This window comes from Streptomyces sp. NPDC012794 (assembly GCF_042901085.1).
GTDB lineage: Bacteria > Actinomycetota > Actinomycetes > Streptomycetales > Streptomycetaceae > Streptomyces.
In genome coordinates, this window is record NZ_JBIBCI010000021.1 from 48,303 (window position 1) to 66,813 (window position 18,511).

Consider the following 18,511-nt stretch of genomic DNA (forward strand, 5'->3'; position numbering starts at 1 on the left):
CCAAAGGCGAAACGACTCGAGGGGACTGGGAAAAATGGGGAAGAACCACATGGTGACTCGTCCGGCAGGCCGTGTTTCGGGAATCCGCGGCCGTGTCGTACTCGCGACCGCGGGCATCGCCCTCGGCCTGGGTGCGGCGGTCGCCGGCGTCACCGGCCAGGGTGCCCTCCCCGCCGACTCCGGCAGTCACCTGCGCCTCGGCGACGTCGGCTGGAACGTCGCGAACCAGCACGTCGTGGCCGGTGACGGCGACGACGTCGGCTGGAACGGCCCGCAGCCGGGCACCACCCCCACGCCGACGCCCTCCTCCGGCGACGACGTTGGCTGGAACTGATCCCCCGCCAGAGCCCCGTACTGCACTGCCACACCTCCCGCCACTGACCCACCGCCGAAGGAATGGCCGATCCTCGTGGTTGCCTCCCCCTGGTTCCTGATCTCCGAGAACGACGCGGTCCCCGGCCCCTCGACCCGCGTCTTCTGCTTCCCGCACGCCGGCGGCAACCCCCGCACCTTCCTCGGCTGGCAGCCCGGCATGGCGGACGACGCGCAGGTCCTCGCCGTCTGCCCGCCCGGCCGCGGCCACCGCTTCCGCGAACCGGCCCCCGCCTCCCTCGCCGCGCTCGCCGACGGCTCCGCCGCCGCCATCGCCCTCACCGCCACCGCCGACGGCCGGCCCTTCCTGCTCTTCGGCCACAGCTTCGGCGCGGTCCTCGCCTTCGAGGTGGCCCGCCGCCTCGACGGCGTACGCGGCTTCGCCGGGCTCGTCGTCTCCGGGTGCGGCGCCCCCTCCCTGCTGCCCACCCCCCGCGTGGTCGAGGCGGCCCGGCTGGACGGCCGCGCGTTCACCGAGGCCGTCGGCTTCTTCGGCGGACTGCCCCCCGAGGTACTGGAGGACGAGGCCGTGCAGGAACTCCTCCTGCCGCACCTCAAGGCCGACTTCCGCATGGTCGCCGGTTACCGCTACCGGCCCGGCACCCCGCTGGCCGTGCCCGTCACCCTGCTCAACGGCACCGAGGACCCGCACGTCAGCGCCGCCGCGCTCGACGCGTGGTCCCGCGAGTGCGCCGCACCGCCCGACCGGCACTGGACGGACGGCGGCCACTTCTACTTCGAGGACCGGCCGGACGCCGTCACCTCCGTCCTGCGCCCGCTGGCCCGCACGGCCGCCGGAGCAACCCGTACCGGCGCTGAGTACGTTGAGCTGATCTAGCCCGCCCAGCCGCGTACGCCGGCACCCCTGCGAGGAACCCCATGCACCCCACCACCCCGAGCACCGACCACACCGCCCGGCTCCGGCGCGCCGTCGCCTTCCGGGACCTGCACGCCGGTCCCCGGCCCTTCGTCGTCCCGAACCCCTGGGACGCGGGAACCGCGCGCATCCTGGCCTCCTTCGGCTTCGCCGCCCTCGCCACCACCGGAGCCGGCCTCGCCCACAGCCTCGGCCGCCCCGACGGGGCCGGCCGGGTCAGCCGCGCCGAGGTCCTCGCCAACGCCGCCGCCATCGTCGACGCCACCGGACTGCCCGTCACCGCCGACCTGGAGAGCGGCTTCGGCGAGCGGCCCGAGGACGTCGCCGAGACCATCCGGCTCGCCGCCGACGCGGGTCTGGTCGGTGGCTCCGTCGAGGACTCCACGGGCCGCGACGAGGACCCCGTACGCCCCCTGGAGGAGGCCGTCGAACGGGTCGCCGCCGCCGTGGAGGCGGCCAAGGGGCTGGACTTCCCCTTCACCGTCACCGCCCGCGCCGAGAACTTCTTCCAGGGCCGGCCCGACCTCGACGACACCATCCGCCGCCTCAAGGCGTACGAAGCCGCCGGCGCCGACGTGCTCTACGCCCCGGCCCTGCCGGACGCCGACGCGGTCCGCGCCGTCTGCGCCGCCGTCGAACGGCCCGTCAACGTCCTGATGACCGCCGCCCTCAAGCTGTCCGTGGCCGACCTCGGCGCCCTCGGCGTACGCCGGATCAGCACCGGCTCCGCGCTCTCCCGCGCCGCGCTCGGCGCCCTCACCCGCGCCGCCCGCGAGATCACCGGGACGGGCACCTTCGGCTTCGTCACGGACGCCCTCCCGTACGACGAGGCCAACGCCCTGCTGGCCGCCGCCCCCGTCCCGTCCGCCGACCCAGAGAGCGATCCGGCACCGTGAGCCTTCCGTACGCGTCACCCGCCGCCTCCGCACCGGCCGAGGCCCCCGCCGTCCACCTGTCCGCGCCCCGCTACGTACTCGGCGAGACCGCGGCCGACCACACCACCGTCGAGGGCCTCCTGGAGCGCGCCCGCGGCTTCGGGATGCCTCCCCGCGCCGACCTGTGGGGCTGGGGCACCGTCCACCGCACCGCCAAGACCCTGGAGGCCCTCGCCGCCGAGACCGCCGGCGCCACCCTCGACGGCGCCGGGATCTCCCCCGGGGAGGTGGACTGCCTCATCCTGTGCTCCACCCGCTTCCCCGGCGGCCCGCGCACCCACGGCGCCTTCGTCGAGAACGTCATGGCCGCCACCGGCCTCGGCGCCGCCGCCTTCACCGGCCTCACCCTCGGCCGCTGCGCCAACCTCCTCGCGGGCATCCGCACCGGCCAGGCGTACGTGGCCTCCGGCATGCACCGCCGGGTCATGGTCGTCACCGCCGACCGGGTCACCGACGAATCCGTCCGCATGGAGAACTTCGCCCTCTTCACCGACGGCGCCGCCTCCTGCCTGGTCAGCGCCGAGCCCCTCGGCGACGACGCGTACGAGATCGTCGCGGGCGCCGGCGCCCAGGACCCCGCGGGACTCGACTGGTCCAACGAGATCAGCTCCGGCCTCGCCCGCGAGGTCAACGAGCGGATCCTCGACGAGGCCGGCATGAAGATCGGCGACATCCACGGAGTGCTCCACGCCAACCTCTACAAGCCCCTGGTCGTCCTGAAGGAACGTCAGGCGGGTTTCACCCGCGAGCAGCTCTTCCTCGACAACATCCCGCGCGTGGGCCACTGCTTCGCCGCCGACCCGCTCATCAACCTCGTCGACCGCGGCACCGCCGGAGCCCTCAAGGCCCACGGGCACTACCTGCTGGCGTCCAGCGTCCCGGGCGTGCGGATCGGCGTCCTGCTGCGCAAGCTCCCGCACCCCACCGCACCGGCCGCCGGCCCGGACGCCGCACATCTGGGGGACCACTGACATGACCGCGCCCATCACCCCCGACGAGGAGACCTCCCTCGACATGGCGCGGAGCTTCTACGCCCCCGCCTTCACCCTCCCCGACCTGACCACCTCCCTGCCCGCGGGCCCCTTCGAGGCCTCGGCGGCCGGCGCCGCCGAAGCCGCCCGGATCACCGCAGCGCCGCCCGCCGACCTCTTCCGCCGGCTGATCTCGGACCAGGAGAGCGAAGCCGTCCTGCTCGCCGCCCGCCGGGTGCTCGCCGCCTTCCTGCCCCCCGCACCGGATGCCGGAGCCGAAGCGGCAGACACGGGTGCCGACATCGATGCCGACGCCGACGCCGATGCCGTCGCCGCCGAGGTGCTCGCCGCCCGCGCCGGACTCGCCGCCGTCCTCGACCCGTTGCGCACCCACCCCGACCCCGAGGTGCGCGCCGCCGTCCTGCGCCAGCGCGCCCCCCTCGCGCTGACCGGCGGCTGCTGGCTGGACACCCTCTCCCAGGCCGCCACCCAGCCCGCCGAGATCGTGGGCCGCCTCTTCGGCCAGCACTGGCGGCTCCAGGGCGAGGGCACCGCCGAGGCCGGACTGTCCGCCCGCCGCCGCCGGGCCCTGGTCGCCCGGGGCGTCTTCCTCCCCGGAGTGGAGGCCGCCGCCTTCCTCGACGACGCCGGCGCCCTGCCCCTGACAGCCCTGCACGGCGCCTTCCACCTCGCCCTGTCCCGGCTGCCCGCCTCCTTCCTCCCCGAGGTCGTCGGCGTCCACTACGCCGCCCACGCCCTCGGCCTCGACGAACTCCTGCTCGGCGGCGAGCCGATGATCGCCGAGAGCGACGTACGCCCCCTCCTCGCCGCCTACCTCTCCCACACCCGCCACTCCCCGACCGGACCCGAGGACCGCCGCCGCGCCCTGGCCGCCGTACGCCTCCTCGTGCGGATGGAGCGCGAGCACACCGCCGCCCTCGCCGAACTCGCCGCCTGGCACGACGGACTGTCCCTGGACGCCAAGGTCGCCCGGATCGTGGAACGGCACGCCCCGCACGCCGGCCGCCAGCACCGCGCGGTCCGCCTGGGCACCCGCAGGCTCACCGACTGGCTGGACGACGGGCAGCTCGACGCCGCAGCCTTCGTCCGAGAGTTCCGCACCGCCCGGCAGATCCGGCCCGCACGCGACGGCGGCCCCTGCCGCTTCCTGAAGTCCATCAAGTTCGGCGGCCCCATGTTCGGCGTCTTCGACGAGCGGGAGGCCGCCGTCCTCAGCGCCTGGGCGCGGTCCGTCGCCGACGGCGAACCCGCCGGCGCGGACCTGGTCCCCACCACCGCCGGGCAGGACGCCGCCCGCGCCTGGAGCGAGCGGCTCGCCGCGGCCGGGCCCGCCGACATCCTGGTGCGCGGCCCCGAAGCCCTCGCCGACACCCGCGACCACCGCCGGTTCTTCCACCGACTCGTCAACTTCGAGCGGCACCCCGGCGTCCTGCCCGCCGCCCGGGCCCGCGCCGAAGCCGGACTCGCCGAGGCCGAGCTGCTCTTCGAGCACGGCGCCGGCGGGCTGCTCACCGACGCCTCCTGGTTCCCGTACACGCCCGAGGCCCTGCTGGAGCGGGTCGAACGGATCTACTGGGACAAGCTCGTGGACCCGTACGAGCCGCTCACCGAGATCCCCTCCCGCGACGAGGTCGTCTTCGAGCAGTCGACGTACGCGCTCGGCAGCCTCATCGACGGCGCCTGGGCGCACCGCGTCGGCAACCTCGGCCGGCGCGGGCGGCGCAGCGACGACATGCTCTTCTCCATCTACGCGGACGAGATGGGCCGCGGTGACATGGACAAGAACCACATCACCCTCATCCACAAGGTCCTCGCCAGCATGGACATGGACCTGCCGCACATCCGGCAGGAGGCCTTCCTGCACCAGGGCGACCTGCCCGACCACCTGTACGGCTTCTCCATCCACCAGCTGTGCCTGTCGCTGTTCCCCGACAGCCTCTACAACGAGATCCTCGGCTACAACCTGGGCATCGAGATGTTCGGCCTCGGCGCGATGCGGATGCACGAGATCCAGAAACTGCGCCGGCACGGCCTCGACGTCTCCTACGAAGAGGCCCACCTGTCCATCGACAACTTCTCCGCCGGCCACGCCCGCCAGTCCGCCGACATCGTCGTCGCCTACCTCGACGACGTCCGCCACCTGTCCGGCGAAGAGGCCGTCCAGCGCGAATGGCGGCGGATCTGGCGCGGCTACGCCTCCTTCGCCTTCTTCGTCGAGCACGCCCTGGTGAAGCGGGTCCGCGCGGCGGCCGCCGCGGAGGCCGCCGCCACCCCCGCCGACCTGGTCATCTGAGGAGCGAGCCGATGGAACCGACGACGAGTTTCGACCCCGAGGTACTCGCCCTGCCCTTCTACGAGGACTCCCACCGGCGCCTCGCCGCGGAGGCCGGCGCCTGGTGCGACAGCAACCGGGTGCTGTGGGAGGAGATCCGCGCCCTCGGCCCCGACGCGGCCGGACGGCGCCTCGTACGCGTCCTCGGCGCGGCGGGCTGGCTGAGCGAACTCGACCCCCGCGGCACCCCCGTGGACGACTTCCGCGCGGTGTGCCTGCGCCGCGAGGCCCTCGCCTACACCGAGGACCTGGCCGACTTCGCCTTCTCCATCCAGGCGCTGGCCGCGACCCCGCTGCTGCGCTTCGGCAGCGAGGCGCAGCGCCGCCGCTACCTGCCGGGCATGGCCGCCGGAACCCTCATCGGGGCCTTCGCGGTCTCCGAGAAGGAGGCCGGGTCGGACCTGGCCTCGGTCGGGCTGGAAGCGGTGCGCGAGGCGGACGGCTCGTACGTGCTGAACGGCCGCAAGGCGTGGATCGCCAACGGCACCATCGCCGACGTGTTCGTGGTCATCGCCCGCACCGGTCAGGGCCCGGGGCCGCTGGGCCTGTCGGCGTTCCTGGTACCCGCCGGCGCCCCCGGACTGCGGGCCGAGCGGATCGACGCGATCGCCCCGCGCTCCTTCGCCCACCTGTCCTTCGAGGACTGCCGGCTGCCGGCCGACGCGGTGCTCGGACGGCCCGGGAAGGGGTTCGTCGTCGCCGTCGACCTGCTGGAGCGGTTCCGCACCACGGTGGGGGCCGCGGCCCTCGGTTTCGCCCGGCGGGCCTTCGACGCGGCGCTCGCGCACGTGCTGGCGCGGGAGGCGTACGGGGCCACGCTCTTCGACCTCCAGCTGGTCAAGGCCTCCCTCGCCGACATGGAGGTCCAGCTGAACGCGGCCGCGCTGCTGGTGGCGCGCGCCGCCTGGGAGACCGACCGCGGCAGCCGCCGCTTCGCCCGGCACTCCAACATCGCCAAGGTCCACGCGACCGAGGCCGCGCAGGGCGTCGTCGACGGCGCGGTGCAACTCCTGGGCGCGGCGGGCATCGTGGAGGGTTCGGTCACCGAGCGCCTGTACCGGCAGATCCGCTCGCTGCGGATCTACGAGGGGACGTCCGAGGTGCTGAGAATGGCCATCGCCGGATCCCTCGACATGCGTCGGGCGGCCCGCGCGGCGGCCCCTCTTTGCGCCTGAACCGGCGCCGCTCTCGCGGAGCCGGCTGCTCGCCGTCGTGGTTACTCAATCGATGGCTGCCGTGGTCGGGGCTCTTGCGCACCCGGCGGCCCGTACCAACAGTGCAGCAGGGAGTTCTCTACATGGGCACCACCACCGTCAGCAGTCCTGTCGAGGCCGTCCGCCTCGCCGACCCGTACCCCTACTACGCGCGCCTGGTCGCCGAGCGCCCCTTCGCCCGGGACGAGGCGCTCGGGGCCTGGGTGGCCGCCGACGCGGCGGCGGTGCGCGCTGTGCTGGGCAGTGGCGCGCTGCGGGTGAGGCCCGTCGCGGAACCGGTCCCGGCCGGGATCGCGGGTACGGCCGCCGGGGAGGTGTTCGGTGAGCTGGTGCGGATGACGGACGGCGCCCCGGCCGCCCGGCTGAAGGGCATCGTCGCCGGGGCGCTGGCCCGCGCGGACACCGCGTACGCGGCCTCGCTGGCGGCCCGCCTGACCCGTGAGGCCCTGGCGGCGGGCGGTGACGTCCCGTACGAGGAGCTGATGTTCGCCGTGCCGGCCCGGGTGGTGGCCGAGCTCAGCGGCCTCACCGAGGGGGCAGGCCGGGAGGCGGCCCGTGCCATCGGCGACTTCGTCCAGTGCATCCCCGCCGGTGCGACGCCCGAGCAGCAGAAGGCCGCCGCGGTGGCCGCGGAGCGCCTGCGCGGACTCCTCGGCCCGGCGCTGACCCCGGCGCGGGGGCTGCTGCGGGAGCTGGTCACGGCCGCCGAGCGGGACGGGTGGCCGCACCTGGGGCCACTGCTGTCCAACGCCATCGGCTTCCTCTCCCAGACCTACGACGCCACCGCCGGGCTCATCGGCAACACCCTCGTCGCCCTCGCCCGGGGAGCGGACGGGCAGGACACGGAAGCGCTGGTGCGCGAAGTGGTCCGCCATGACGCCCCGATCCAGAACACCCGCCGCTTCGCGGCCGAACCCTTCACGCACGCCGGTTCCACCGTGGAGCCCGGACAGCAGGTACTCGTCCTCCTCGCCGCCGCCAACCGCGACCCCGCCGTCAATCCGGACCCGCACGCGCTGACCCCCGGCAGGGTGAATCCGGCCGTCTTCACCTTCGGCGCGGCGGCCCACCGCTGCCCGGGGGCGGAGCTCGCCACGGCCCTCGCCACCGCCGTCGTCACCGAACTGCGCGCGGCAGGCTTGGGCACCACCGCGACCCCCGCCTACCGCCCGCTGGCGAACGCACGGATCCCGCTCCTCTAGCGCGCGGGCCGTCCCCGACGGAAGCCGACGCAGCCCCCGCGACCGCGATCAGGCCGGGGGTCGGTCACCCCTATGCCTTCAGACAGGACAAACCGTACGATGTCGGACACCCTTCACCTCTGGATGCGGCACGAGGCCCGCCCCACCGAACGCCGGGCCCCCCTCACCCCCCAGGACGCCGCCCGCCTCGTCGCGGCCGGCATCCGGATCACCGTCGAGGAGTCGGACCAGCGCGCCTTCCCCCTCAGCGGCTACACCGCCGCCGGCTGCGCCACCGCCCCCACCGCCTCCTGGCACGAACAGGCCCCCGACGACGCGTACGTCCTCGGCCTCAAGGAACTCCCCGCCGGGCCCGGCGCCCCCGCCCTGCGCCACCGGCACATCTACTTCGGCCACGCCTACAAGGGCCAGGCCGGCGCCCGCGAGCTGCTCGCCCGCTTCACCGAGGGCGGCGGCGCCCTCCTCGACATGGAGTACCTCACCGACGAAGCCGGCCGCCGCGTCGCCGCGTTCGGCTACTGGGCGGGCTACGTCGGCGCCGCCCTCGCCGTCCTGCACCACCGCGGGGCCCTCACCGCCCCCCTGCGCCCCACGGACCGCCCCACCCTGGACGCCCTCCTCGCCGCCGGCGCCGCCGCTCCCGGCACCGCCACCGCCCTCGTCATCGGGGCGCTCGGCCGCTGCGGCCGCGGCGCCTGCGACGCCCTCGTCCAGGCCGGGCTGGAGCCCACCCGCTGGGACCTCGCCGAGACCCGGACCATCGACCGGCCCGCCCTCCTCGGGCACGACCTGCTGGTCAACACCGTCCTGACCACCGCCCCGGTACCGCCCTTCCTGACCAAGGCCGACCTCGACGACCCGGGCCGCCGGCTCTCCCTGGTCAGCGACGTCACCTGCGACGTCACCTCCGACTGCAACGTCCTGCCGGTCTACGACGAGACCACCACCTGGACCGAACCCGTACGCACCCTTCGCGAGGGCGAACGCCCCCTCGACCTCATCGCCATCGACAACCTCCCCTCCCTCCTCCCCGTCGAGGCCGCCACCGCCTTCTCCGCCGAACTCACCCCGCACCTGCTGCGGCTGGCCGAGTGGGACGGCGTCTGGGCCCGCGCCCTGCACACCTTCGAGGCGGCCGTCCAAGCCCAGGGGGCACCCCTTGACCACTGACCAGCCGCCCGCGCCGGCCTCCGGCACCGTCCACTGGATAGGCACCGGCCTGTCCACCGGCCGCTCGGGCCTCTCCCTCGTCTGCGAACGCGCCCGCCGCGTGGTCCTGTGGGACCGCACCGCCGAGCGCGCCGCCGCCCGCCTGGCCGCCCTCGGCCTGGCGGGCCGTGCCGAGGCCCGCGCCCTCACCCCGGCCGCCCTGGCGGCCGGGACGGGCGCGGGCGACGTCCTCGTCTCCATGCTCCCGGCCGCCGAACACCCCGCGCTGCTGCGCCTGGCGGCCGGCCGCGGCGCCCACTTCGCCTGCACCAGCTACACCACCCCCGAGCTCGCCGAGCAGGCCCGGCGGGCCGCCGAGCAGGGCCGTACCGTCGTCCTCACCGAGGCCGGACTCGACCCGGGCATCGACCACCTGATGGCCCACGACCTGGTCGCCCGTGCCCGCGAGGCCGTCGGGCCCTCCCCGGCGAACGCCGTGTTCACCTCCTACTGCGGAGGCGTCCCGGCGGTCCCCAACGCCTTCCGCTACCGCTTCAGCTGGGCCCCGTACGGGGTCCTCGCCGCCCTCGCCACCCCCGCCCGGTACGTGGCCGAGGGCGGCGAGGCCACCGCCCGGCACCCCTGGGAGGCCACCCGCGCGCTGACCCTGGCCGGGGAGGACTTCGAGGTCTACCCCAACCGCGACAGCCTCCCCTTCGTCGCCCAGTACGGCATCCCGTACTACTGGCACCTCGACACCTTCGTCCGCGGCACCCTGCGCAACTCCGGCTGGCGCGCCGCCTGGCGGCAGGTCTTCGACACCGTCTCCGCCGGGGACCCCGAGGCCGTCCGGGCCCTCGCCGCCGAACTCGCCGCCCGCCACCCCACCACCCCCGCCGACCGCGACCGCGTCGTGCTCTCCGTCTCCCTGGAACTGCGCACCAGGTCGGGCCGGAGCTGGCGCGGCTCGCGGCTCCTCGACCTCACCGGCGAACCCGCCGAATCCGCGATGGCCCGCTGCGTCTCCCTCCCCCTCGCCTACGGAGTCACCCGGATCCTCGCCGGCGCCCTCCCCGCCGGCCTCAACCGCGCGGCCGAGACCCCCCGCGAGGCCCGCCGCTGGCTCGCCTTCCTCGGCGCCCACGGGCTGGCCGGGACCTACGCGGAATCCGCCTCCGCCGCCACACGAGTACCGGCCTGACCGCCGGACCCCCGCGCACGGCCGCCACGGCCCAGCGCTCCCACCCCACCCACCCCTCCCACCTCACCTCACACACCGAATCGAACGAGAGGTTCCGACAATGGGGCACGAGAGCTTCCGGCCGGGCATCACGCACTTCCGCTGCGTGGGAGTCGGCGTGGGCCCGGCCAACCTCAGCCTGGCGTCCCTGCTGCACAGCAGGCCCGACGTACCCAATCTCTTCCTGGACCGCAAGGAGTCCTTCAGCTGGCACGACGGCCAGCAGATCCCCGGCAGCAGCCTCCAGGTCTCCCAGTTCAAGGACCTGGTCAGCCTCGCCGACCCCGCCAGCCCCTTCTCCTTCCTGTCGTACCTGCACGCCAAGGGCCGCGTCTACCACTTCCTGAACGCCCAGTTCGACGACGTGCCCCGGCTGGAGTTCCGCAACTACCTGGCCTGGGCCAGCCGCCGCAACGAGAACGTCGTCTTCGGCGAGGACGTCCGCGAGGTCGACTTCGACGACGGACGCCGCGTCTTCACGGTCCGCACCGACCGGCGCACCGTCACGGCCGACAACGTGGTGGCCGGCATCGGCAGCCGCCCCTGGGTCCCCCCGCAGGGCGAACACCTGCTCGGCCCCACCCAGTTCCACGTCGCCGACTACCTCCACGCCGCCCGCGACGTCGGCGGCAAGCGGGTCGTGGTCATCGGCGGCGGCCAGTCCGGTGCCGAGGCCTTCCTCGACCTGATCTCCCGCGGCGGCTGGGAACTGCCCCGCCGGGTCTCGTGGATCTCCCGGCGGCAGAACTACTTCCCCATCGACGACTCGCCCTTCACCAACGACTACTACATGCCCAGCCACGCCGACTACTTCTACGGACTGCCGCGCGAGCGCCGCCAGTCGCTGAACTCCCGCACCATCCTGAGCAGCGACGGGATCTCCGAATCCACCCTGCGCGAGATCTACCAGACCATCTACGTCCACCGGTTCGTCGAGGGCAACGAGGACCTGGTCGCCCTCCACCCCGGCCGCGAGGTCTTCGACGTCAGCCCGGGCCCCTTCGGCGGCTGGGAGGTCCGCGCCCGCCACACCGGCGAGCCCGAAGCCGTGGAGAGGTTCGAGACCGACGTCATCGTCTGGGCCACCGGTTACCGGCCCGCCGCCATGGACTTCCTCGCCCCGCTCACCGCCCGCCTGGAGCACGAGGGCGAGGAACTGCGCGTCGACGAGGACTACGCCGTCCGCTGGGACGGCCCCGCCGACCGCCGGATCTTCGTACAGAACGGGGTACGCGGCCAGCGCGGCCTCGCCGACCCCAACCTCAGCCTCAACGCCTGGCGCAGCCGGCGCATCGCCGACCGGCTGTGCGGCGTACGCGGCGACGAGCAGCTCGCCTCCTTCATCGAATGGTCCTCGAAGGCCCCCCAGGAGGAACGGTGGAGCGCCTGATGAACACGGACAGCACCCGCGCCTGCCGCACCCTCGCCACGGACCCGGCCGCCGCCGGCCCTCCCGCCGCCACCGTGCCCGCCACGGCCACGGCCGCCGGCGCCGCAGACCCCGCCGACCCGGCCGTCTACCGGGCCTCCGCCGCCCGCAGCGGAGGCCCCGCCGGGGCCCGTACCGACGTCGCCGTCGTCGGCGCCGGCATCCTCGGCGTCCTCATAGCCCGCGAGGTCCTCGCCCGCGACCCCGCCGCCACCGTCACCGTCCTCGACCGCGACATGATCGGCTCCGGCGCCACCCGCCGCTCCGCCGGCCTGCACTTCCCGCGCGGCGCCGACGACACCGTCCGCACGCTGGCCGCCGAGAGCGAACGCTTCTACGCCGACCTCCACACCGCCCGCCCCGACCTGCCCATCCACCCCCTCGGCATGACCGTCCTCGCGCCCGAGAACGCCGAGGACCGGCTCCGTGAGGTCTACCTCCCCGAGGCCAAACTCCGCTGGGCCGCCGAACTGCCGCCCGCCGTCCCCGCCCTGCCGCACGGCTTCGGGGCCTGGGAGGGCGACGGCTGCCAGTACGCCGACGTCCCCGCCCTCACCCAGCTCCTCGCCGCCGAGCTGCGCCCCGCGGTCTCCTTCCACGAGGGCGTCGCCGTCGAAACCGTCGCCGCCGGCCCGGGCGGCGCCCGCCTGACCCTGACCGGCGGCGCCACCCTGACCGCCGGACACGTCGTCATCGCCCCCGGGCCCTGGCTCGCCGAACCCGCCTGGCGTGAGCTGGTCGCCCCGCTCGGAGCCCGCGTCAAGAAGATCGTCGCCCTGCACGTGGAGGTGCCCCCGGCCCCCGGCGACCGGGCCCTCGTCCTGCACGCCGAGGACGCCTTCCTGCTGCCCCTCCACCACCGGGGGCACTGGCTCTTCAGCTACACCTGCCAGGAGTGGGACGTCGACCCCGCCACCGTCGACCCGGCCCTCACCGCCGGCCACCTGCGCGAAGCCCGCGCCCTGCTCACCCGCTACGCCCCCGGCCTGGCCGCCCACTGCCGGTCCGGGCGGGTCTTCTGCGACGCGTACGGACCCGGCGGCGCACCGCTGGCCACCCGCCTCGACCCCTACGGCCGGCTCGTCTTCGCGGGCGCCGCCGGCGGCTCCGGCTACCGCCTGGCCCCGGCGCTCGCCGCCCGGGCCGCCGACCTGATCCCCTCCCTCCCGTCCCCGCGAAAGGCCACGACATGATCATCGCGAGTTATGACGCCGACGTCCTGGAGCAGGCGTTCGGCATCGACATGAGCGACGTGGAGGGCCTGGGCACCGGCGCCGGCTGGGGCCGCGTCGCGGCCGGCGGCGCCACCGACGGCCACCACCACGACGAGACCGAGCTGTTCGTCGTCGTCTCCGGCCGGGGCGAGTTCGTCGTCGACGGCGAACGCCACCCGGCCGCGCCCGGGACCGTCGTCCTCTTCGAGCCCTTCGAGTCCCACGTCCTGCGCAACACCGCGGCCGACGGCAGCGACCTCGTCTTCCTCACCCAGTACTGGCGCGACGCCGGACGGGCCGCGGCCTCGGCCTGCGCCCCCGCCCGCGAAGGCTTCGGCGGCCGCCCCGTCTTCGTCTTCTCCACCCCGCCCACCCCCAACGGCGACCTCCACCTGGGCCACCTCTGCGGCCCCTACCTCGGCGCCGACGCCTTCACCCGCTTCCAGCGCATGAACGGCGCCGAGGCCTACCACCTCACCGGCAGCGACGACTACCAGAGCTACGTCGTCGGCGCCGCCCGCGCCGACGGCCGCACCCCCGCCGAGACCGCCGCCCACTACAGCGCCGAGATCGCCGAAACCCTGCGGCTGATGGACATACCCGTCGACCAGTACACGGTGACCGACCAGGACCCCGGCTACCGCGAGGGCCTCAAGGACTTCTTCAGCCGCGTCGTCGCCTCCGGCGAGGTCTCCGTCACCGAACGGGACGCCCTCTACGACGCCACCAGCGGCCGCTACCTCTACGAGGCCGACGTCAGGGGCGGCTGCCCCGGCTGCGGCACCACCACCTCGGGCAACATCTGCGAGGAGTGCGGCGAACCCAACACCGTCGCCGACCTCACCGACCCCCGGCCCGCCGGCGCCGTCCCCGCCTCCCCGCCCCGCACGGGCCCCGCCGCCCGCTGGACCCTGCCGCTGCACGCCTACGCCGGCGAGGTCCGCGCCCACCACCGCCTCGGCCGGGTCCCCGCCCGGCTGCGCGAACTCGCCGACCGGCTCTTCCGCCGGCCCGCCCTCGACATCCCCCTCACCCACCCCTCCGCCTGGGGCGTCGAGCCGCGCGAGAGCGACACCGACGGCCAGGTCATCTGGGTCTGGCCCGAGATGAGCTACGGGTTCCTGCACGGCATCCAGTCACTGGGCACCCGCCTCGGCCGCCCCTGGCAGGCCGCCGCCCCCGCCCCCGACTGGAAGATCGTCCACTTCTTCGGCTACGACAACAGCTTCTACCACTCGGTCCTCTACCCCGTCCTCTACCAGCTCGCCTTCCCCGGCTGGACCCCCGACATCGACTACCACGTCAACGAGTTCTACCTGCTGGAGGGCGAGAAGTTCTCCACCAGCCGCCGGCACGCCATCTGGGGCAAGGAGATCCTCACCCCCGACACCGTCGACGCCGTCCGCTACTTCCTCGCCGCCACCCGCCCCGAAGGCCTGCGCACCGACTTCCGGCGCGCCGCCTACGAGGCCACCCTCGGCGACACCCTCATCGGCACCTGGCAGCAGTGGCTCACCGACCTCGGCGCCCGCGTCGCCAAGCACCACGGCGGCCGCGCCCCCGACGCCGGGAACTGGACCCCCGAGCACACCGCCTTCCTCGCCCGGCTCGGCACCCGCCTCGGCGCCGTCACCACCGCACTCGGCAAGGACTCCTTCTCCCTCAACCAGGCCGCCGCCGAACTCGACGGCATCGTCCGCGACACCGTCCGCTTCACCCGCGCCGAAGGCCTCCTCACCGACACCCCCGGCTGGGAGGACGAGAACCGCACCGCCGTCGCCCTCGAACTCGCCGCCGCCCGACTCCTCGCGCACGCCGCCGCCCCCGTCATGCCCCGCTTCGCCGCCCGGCTCGCCGCCGCCCTCGGCCAGGACACCCCGGGCACGTGGCCCCGTACCGTCGAACTCCTCGCCCCCGGCACCGCGCTCGCCCTCGCCGACGCCGTCTTCTTCCGGCCCGTCCCCGACACCGCCGCCCCCGCCGCGGACCCCGCCCTCACCCCCTGGCTCACCCGCGTCGTCCGTACCGCCCTGCGCCTCGGCGAGGACGAGCAGATCGCCCACCGCACCCTCACCCAGCTCGCGGCCGGCTCCCTCCAGGCCGTCACCGTCCAGTACCAGATCCTCGACGCCCTCGACGTCGACCTCTCCATGGACGAACTCCTGCACGGCGGCACCCTCGCCGAACTCGCCGCCGTCATCGCCGAGCGCGCCGAGCCCTCCGCCGTCACCGCCCTGACCTCGGGGGAGGCCCGATGAACACCCGCCAGATCCTGCGCGAGATAGCCGAGCGCGGGCTGTCCGTCGCCCTCGCCGACGGCGACCTGCGCCTCCAGGGCAACCGCGAACGGATGGACACCGAGTTCATCTCCCGCGTCAAGGCCGCCAAGCCCGCCCTCGTCGCCCACCTCGCCCGCGAGGCCGAACACGGCCCCGGCTTCCCCCTCACCCCCCTCCAGCGCAGCTACTACCTCGGCCGCAGCGGCCTCTTCGAGATCGGCGACGTCTCCAGCCACGTCTTCCACGAGATCGAGGGCGACTGGGACCTCGACCGGCTGCAGACCTCCCTGGACACCGTCGTCGCCGCCCACAGCGCCCTGCGCTCCCGCTTCCTCTCCGACGAGCGCCAGGCCACCGAACACGGCGGCACCGCACCCCGCATCGGCGTCCTCGACCTGCGTGCCCACAGCCCCCGCCAGCAGGAACTGATCCGCACCGAACTGCGCGAGATGCGCTCCCACCAGGTGCTGCCCGCCGACCAGGCCCCGCTGCTCACCGTCGACGCGACCATCCTCGACGACGACAAGATGGTGCTCCACGTCGGCCACGACGGGCTCGTCATGGACGGGATCAGCATGTTCCTGTTCTTCCGCGCCTGGTGGCACGCCTACCAGAACCCCGCCGCCGAGGTCCACGAGGAACTCCCCTACGAGGACTACCTCGCCGCCCTCGAGGCCGCCCGAGACCGGGCCCCCGCCCGCCGCTCGCGCGACTACTGGACGGCACGCGCCGACGACCTCGCCCCCCACCCCGACCTGCCCCTGCGCACCAGCCCCGCCGCCCTGTCCGGGACCCGCTTCACCCCGCGCGAGGTCCGCCTCGACCGCGCCGCCTGGACCGCCCTGAAGGACCGCGCCACCGCCCGTGGACTGACCCCCTCCGCGCTGCTCCTCGCGGCGTACGCCGAGACCCTCGCCACCTGGGGCGCCGGCGAACGCTTCACCCTCACCACCACCGTCGCCCACCGCCCGCCCGTCCACCCCCGGGTCTTCGAGGCCATCGGCCAGTTCTCCGACACCCTCCTCGTCGAGGCCGAGATCGACCGCTCCCTGCCCTTCGCCGCCCGCGCCCAGGCCCTCCAGACGCGGCTGCACACCGACATCGACCACCGCCACTTCTCCGGCATCGAGGTCCTCAAGGAACTGGCCCGCAGGCGCGGCGGACTGGCCGGGGCCCGCATGCCGTTCACCTTCAACAGCGCCATCGGCCACGTCAGCAGCGAGGTCGACGGCTCCGCGCTGGAACTCTTCGGCAAGGAGGTCTTCTCCGTCAGCCAGACCCCCCAGGTGTGGCTCAACGCCTTCGCGATGGAACAGCACGGCGAACTCGTCGTCCAGCTCGACGGCATCGACGAACTGTTCTGCGAAGGCCTCCTCGACGACCTCGCCCACGGCTACCGGACCCTGCTCCACGCCCTCACCGACGAGGCCGCCTGGCAACGGCACGCCTTCGACCTGCTGCCGCCCGCCCAGCGCGAACGCCGCGCCGCCGCCAACGACACCGCCGTCGAACTGCCCGAGGAGATGCTCGGCGACGCCATCGTCGCCCGGGCCGCCCGCACCCCCGCCGCCCCGGCGATCCTCACCGCGGACCGGACCGTCAGCTACGGCGAACTCCTGCACCGCGCCGCCACCGCCGCCACCTGGCTGCGCGAACAGGGCGTCGGCCGCGGCGAGCTCGTCGGCCTCGTCATGCGGCGCGGACCCGAGCAGGTCGTCGGGATCCTCGCCACCGTCCTCGCAGGGGCCGCGTACCTGCCCGTCGACGCCGGCCTGCCCGCCGCCCGGCAGGAGTACATGCTCGCCGACGGCCGGGTGCGCTGCGTCCTGACCAACACCGGCTGGACCTCCGCCGGCTCCATGGCCTCCTTCGACCTCACCCGGCCCTGCTCCGGCCGCGCCGAGCTCCCCGACCGGCTGCCCGGATCCGGCCCGGACGACCTCGCGTACGTCCTCTACACGTCCGGGACCACCGGCGTCCCCAAGGGCGTGATGGTGACCCACCGCAGCGTCGTCAACCTCGTCGCCGACTGCCGGGACCGTTTCAGGATCACCGCCGAGGACCGCTTCATGGCGGTGAGCGCCTTCAACTTCGACCTGTCGGTGTGGGACGTCTTCGGCGCCCTGTCGGCCGGCGCGGCCCTGGTCATGCCCGACCACGACCGGGCCGCCGACCCCGCCCACTGGCTGGAGCTGTGCTGGCTCTACCAGGTCAGCGTCTGGAACTCCGTCCCCGCCATCGTCGGTCTGCTCCACGGGCAGGCCCGAGCCGACGGCGACGTACCGCCCGGACTGCGGCTCGTCATGATGAGCGGCGACCGGCTGCCGCCCGACCTGCCCGCGCAGCTGCGCGCGCTGATGCCCGGCCTGGAGGTCGTCTCCCTCGGCGGCCCCACCGAGACCACCGTCTGGAACATCCTGCACCCCGTCGGCGAGCAGGAGGACGGGACCGAGTCCATCCCGTACGGCCGCCCCAACGCCAACAACCGCGCCTACGTCCTGGACCGCGACGGCCTCGACGCCCCCGACTGGGTCACCGGCGAGATCACCGCCGCCGGCACCGGACTGGCCCGCGGCTACTGGGGCGACCCCGAGCGCACCGCCGAGCGGTTCTACGAGGACCCCGCGCGCGGCGAACGCATGTACCGCACCGGCGACCTCGGCCGGTACCTGCCCGACGGGAACATCCAGATCCTCGGCCGCACCGACTTCCAGATCAAGATCAACGGCTACCGGATCGAAGCCGGCGAGGTCGAGACGCGGCTCGCCGCCCTCGACGGGATCTCCCGCGCCGTCGTCGCCGCCCAGGGCAACCGGCTCGTCGCCCACCTCGTCCCCTCCGGCGGCCACCGCCCGCCCCTGGCCGAACTGCGCCAAGCCCTGCGCCGCGACCTGCCCGACTACATGCACCCGGCGGCCGTCCTCTGGCACGACGAACTCCCGCTCACCCGCAACGGCAAGGTGGACCGTACGCGGCTGGCCGCGCTCGGCGCCGAGGACGGCGCCGAACGGGAAGGCGGCGGCAGCGCACCCGCCACCCAGGCCGAGAAGATCCTCTGCGACATCTGGTCCACCGTCCTGCGCCGCCCCGACATCGGCGCCCTGGACACCCTCGCCTCCCTCGGCGGCGACTCCATCGCCGCAGCCCGCATCCTGACCGCCGCCCGCAAGCGGTTCGGGGTCACCCTCACCCTCGACCAGTTCTCCGAGGCCGACACCGTCCGCGCCATGGCCGCGGTGCTCATGCCGGGGGCCGGCCGATGAGCCGCCAGGGGCG

At 74.5% G+C, this 18,511-nt stretch carries 13 protein-coding genes; all 13 read left to right on the forward strand.

Annotation, left to right across the window (positions count from 1 at the left end; all coding sequences use genetic code 11):
* The first annotated feature begins 49 nt into the window (after positions 1–49).
* Positions 50–334 (forward strand): hypothetical protein, encoded by a 285-nt coding sequence (locus ACFY7H_RS29125; protein ID WP_388943956.1) that lies wholly within the window; start codon positions 50–52, stop codon positions 332–334.
* Positions 335–409: 75 nt separating this feature from the next.
* Entirely contained in the window at positions 410–1,210 is an 801-nt protein-coding gene (locus ACFY7H_RS29130) for a thioesterase II family protein (RefSeq protein WP_388943959.1), read from the forward strand.
* Between the two features lie 41 nt (positions 1,211–1,251).
* Positions 1,252–2,145: an oxaloacetate decarboxylase gene (locus ACFY7H_RS29135; protein ID WP_388943962.1), complete on the forward strand. Its 894-nt coding sequence runs from the start codon at positions 1,252–1,254 to the stop codon at positions 2,143–2,145.
* Positions 2,142–3,155 (forward strand): 3-oxoacyl-ACP synthase, encoded by a 1,014-nt coding sequence (locus tag ACFY7H_RS29140; protein WP_388943965.1) that lies wholly within the window; start codon positions 2,142–2,144, stop codon positions 3,153–3,155. The genes ACFY7H_RS29135 and ACFY7H_RS29140 overlap by 4 nt, the downstream gene beginning before the upstream one ends.
* Before the next feature lies 1 nt (position 3,156).
* On the forward strand, positions 3,157–5,469 hold the full coding sequence (locus tag ACFY7H_RS29145) for an iron-containing redox enzyme family protein (protein WP_388943968.1): 2,313 nt from the start codon (positions 3,157–3,159) through the stop codon (positions 5,467–5,469).
* 11 nt (positions 5,470–5,480) lie between these two features.
* Entirely contained in the window at positions 5,481–6,683 is a 1,203-nt protein-coding gene (locus ACFY7H_RS29150; protein ID WP_388943971.1) for an acyl-CoA dehydrogenase family protein, read from the forward strand.
* A 122-nt stretch (positions 6,684–6,805) separates the two neighbouring features.
* Entirely contained in the window at positions 6,806–7,924 is a 1,119-nt protein-coding gene (locus tag ACFY7H_RS29155; RefSeq protein WP_388943974.1) for a cytochrome P450, read from the forward strand.
* A 99-nt stretch (positions 7,925–8,023) separates the two neighbouring features.
* Positions 8,024–9,094 (forward strand): saccharopine dehydrogenase, encoded by a 1,071-nt coding sequence (locus tag ACFY7H_RS29160; protein WP_388943977.1) that lies wholly within the window; start codon positions 8,024–8,026, stop codon positions 9,092–9,094.
* The gene (locus ACFY7H_RS29165) at positions 9,084–10,274 is read left to right on the forward strand and encodes a saccharopine dehydrogenase C-terminal domain-containing protein (protein WP_388943980.1); all 1,191 of its coding nucleotides are present in this window, start codon (positions 9,084–9,086) and stop codon (positions 10,272–10,274) included. The genes ACFY7H_RS29160 and ACFY7H_RS29165 overlap by 11 nt, the downstream gene beginning before the upstream one ends.
* Before the next feature lie 100 nt (positions 10,275–10,374).
* Positions 10,375–11,703, forward strand: a complete 1,329-nt coding sequence (locus ACFY7H_RS29170; protein WP_388943983.1) for a lysine N(6)-hydroxylase/L-ornithine N(5)-oxygenase family protein — start codon at positions 10,375–10,377, stop codon at positions 11,701–11,703.
* Positions 11,703–12,935: an NAD(P)/FAD-dependent oxidoreductase gene (locus ACFY7H_RS29175; protein ID WP_388943986.1), complete on the forward strand. Its 1,233-nt coding sequence runs from the start codon at positions 11,703–11,705 to the stop codon at positions 12,933–12,935. The genes ACFY7H_RS29170 and ACFY7H_RS29175 overlap by 1 nt, the downstream gene beginning before the upstream one ends.
* The gene (locus tag ACFY7H_RS29180; RefSeq protein WP_388943989.1) at positions 12,932–15,214 is read left to right on the forward strand and encodes a class I tRNA ligase family protein; all 2,283 of its coding nucleotides are present in this window, start codon (positions 12,932–12,934) and stop codon (positions 15,212–15,214) included. The genes ACFY7H_RS29175 and ACFY7H_RS29180 overlap by 4 nt, the downstream gene beginning before the upstream one ends.
* Positions 15,211–18,498, forward strand: a complete 3,288-nt coding sequence (locus ACFY7H_RS29185) for an amino acid adenylation domain-containing protein (RefSeq protein ID WP_388943992.1) — start codon at positions 15,211–15,213, stop codon at positions 18,496–18,498. The genes ACFY7H_RS29180 and ACFY7H_RS29185 overlap by 4 nt, the downstream gene beginning before the upstream one ends.
* Positions 18,499–18,511: the final 13 nt, after the last annotated feature.

Bases quoted from the DNA above. Each gene is read 5' to 3' on its own strand.
- ACFY7H_RS29185 (WP_388943992.1), top strand. From the start codon at position 15,211: ATGAACACCCGCCAGATCCTGCGCGAGATAGCCGAGCGCGGGCTGTCC.
- ACFY7H_RS29180 (WP_388943989.1), top strand. From the start codon at position 12,932: ATGATCATCGCGAGTTATGACGCCGACGTCCTGGAGCAGGCGTTCGGC.
- ACFY7H_RS29175 (WP_388943986.1), top strand. From the start codon at position 11,703: ATGAACACGGACAGCACCCGCGCCTGCCGCACCCTCGCCACGGACCCG.
- ACFY7H_RS29135 (WP_388943962.1), top strand. From the start codon at position 1,252: ATGCACCCCACCACCCCGAGCACCGACCACACCGCCCGGCTCCGGCGC.
- ACFY7H_RS29155 (WP_388943974.1), top strand. From the start codon at position 6,806: ATGGGCACCACCACCGTCAGCAGTCCTGTCGAGGCCGTCCGCCTCGCC.
- ACFY7H_RS29160 (WP_388943977.1), top strand. From the start codon at position 8,024: ATGTCGGACACCCTTCACCTCTGGATGCGGCACGAGGCCCGCCCCACC.
- ACFY7H_RS29125 (WP_388943956.1), top strand. From the start codon at position 50: ATGGTGACTCGTCCGGCAGGCCGTGTTTCGGGAATCCGCGGCCGTGTC.
- ACFY7H_RS29150 (WP_388943971.1), top strand. From the start codon at position 5,481: ATGGAACCGACGACGAGTTTCGACCCCGAGGTACTCGCCCTGCCCTTC.
- ACFY7H_RS29170 (WP_388943983.1), top strand. From the start codon at position 10,375: ATGGGGCACGAGAGCTTCCGGCCGGGCATCACGCACTTCCGCTGCGTG.
- ACFY7H_RS29145 (WP_388943968.1), top strand. From the start codon at position 3,157: ATGACCGCGCCCATCACCCCCGACGAGGAGACCTCCCTCGACATGGCG.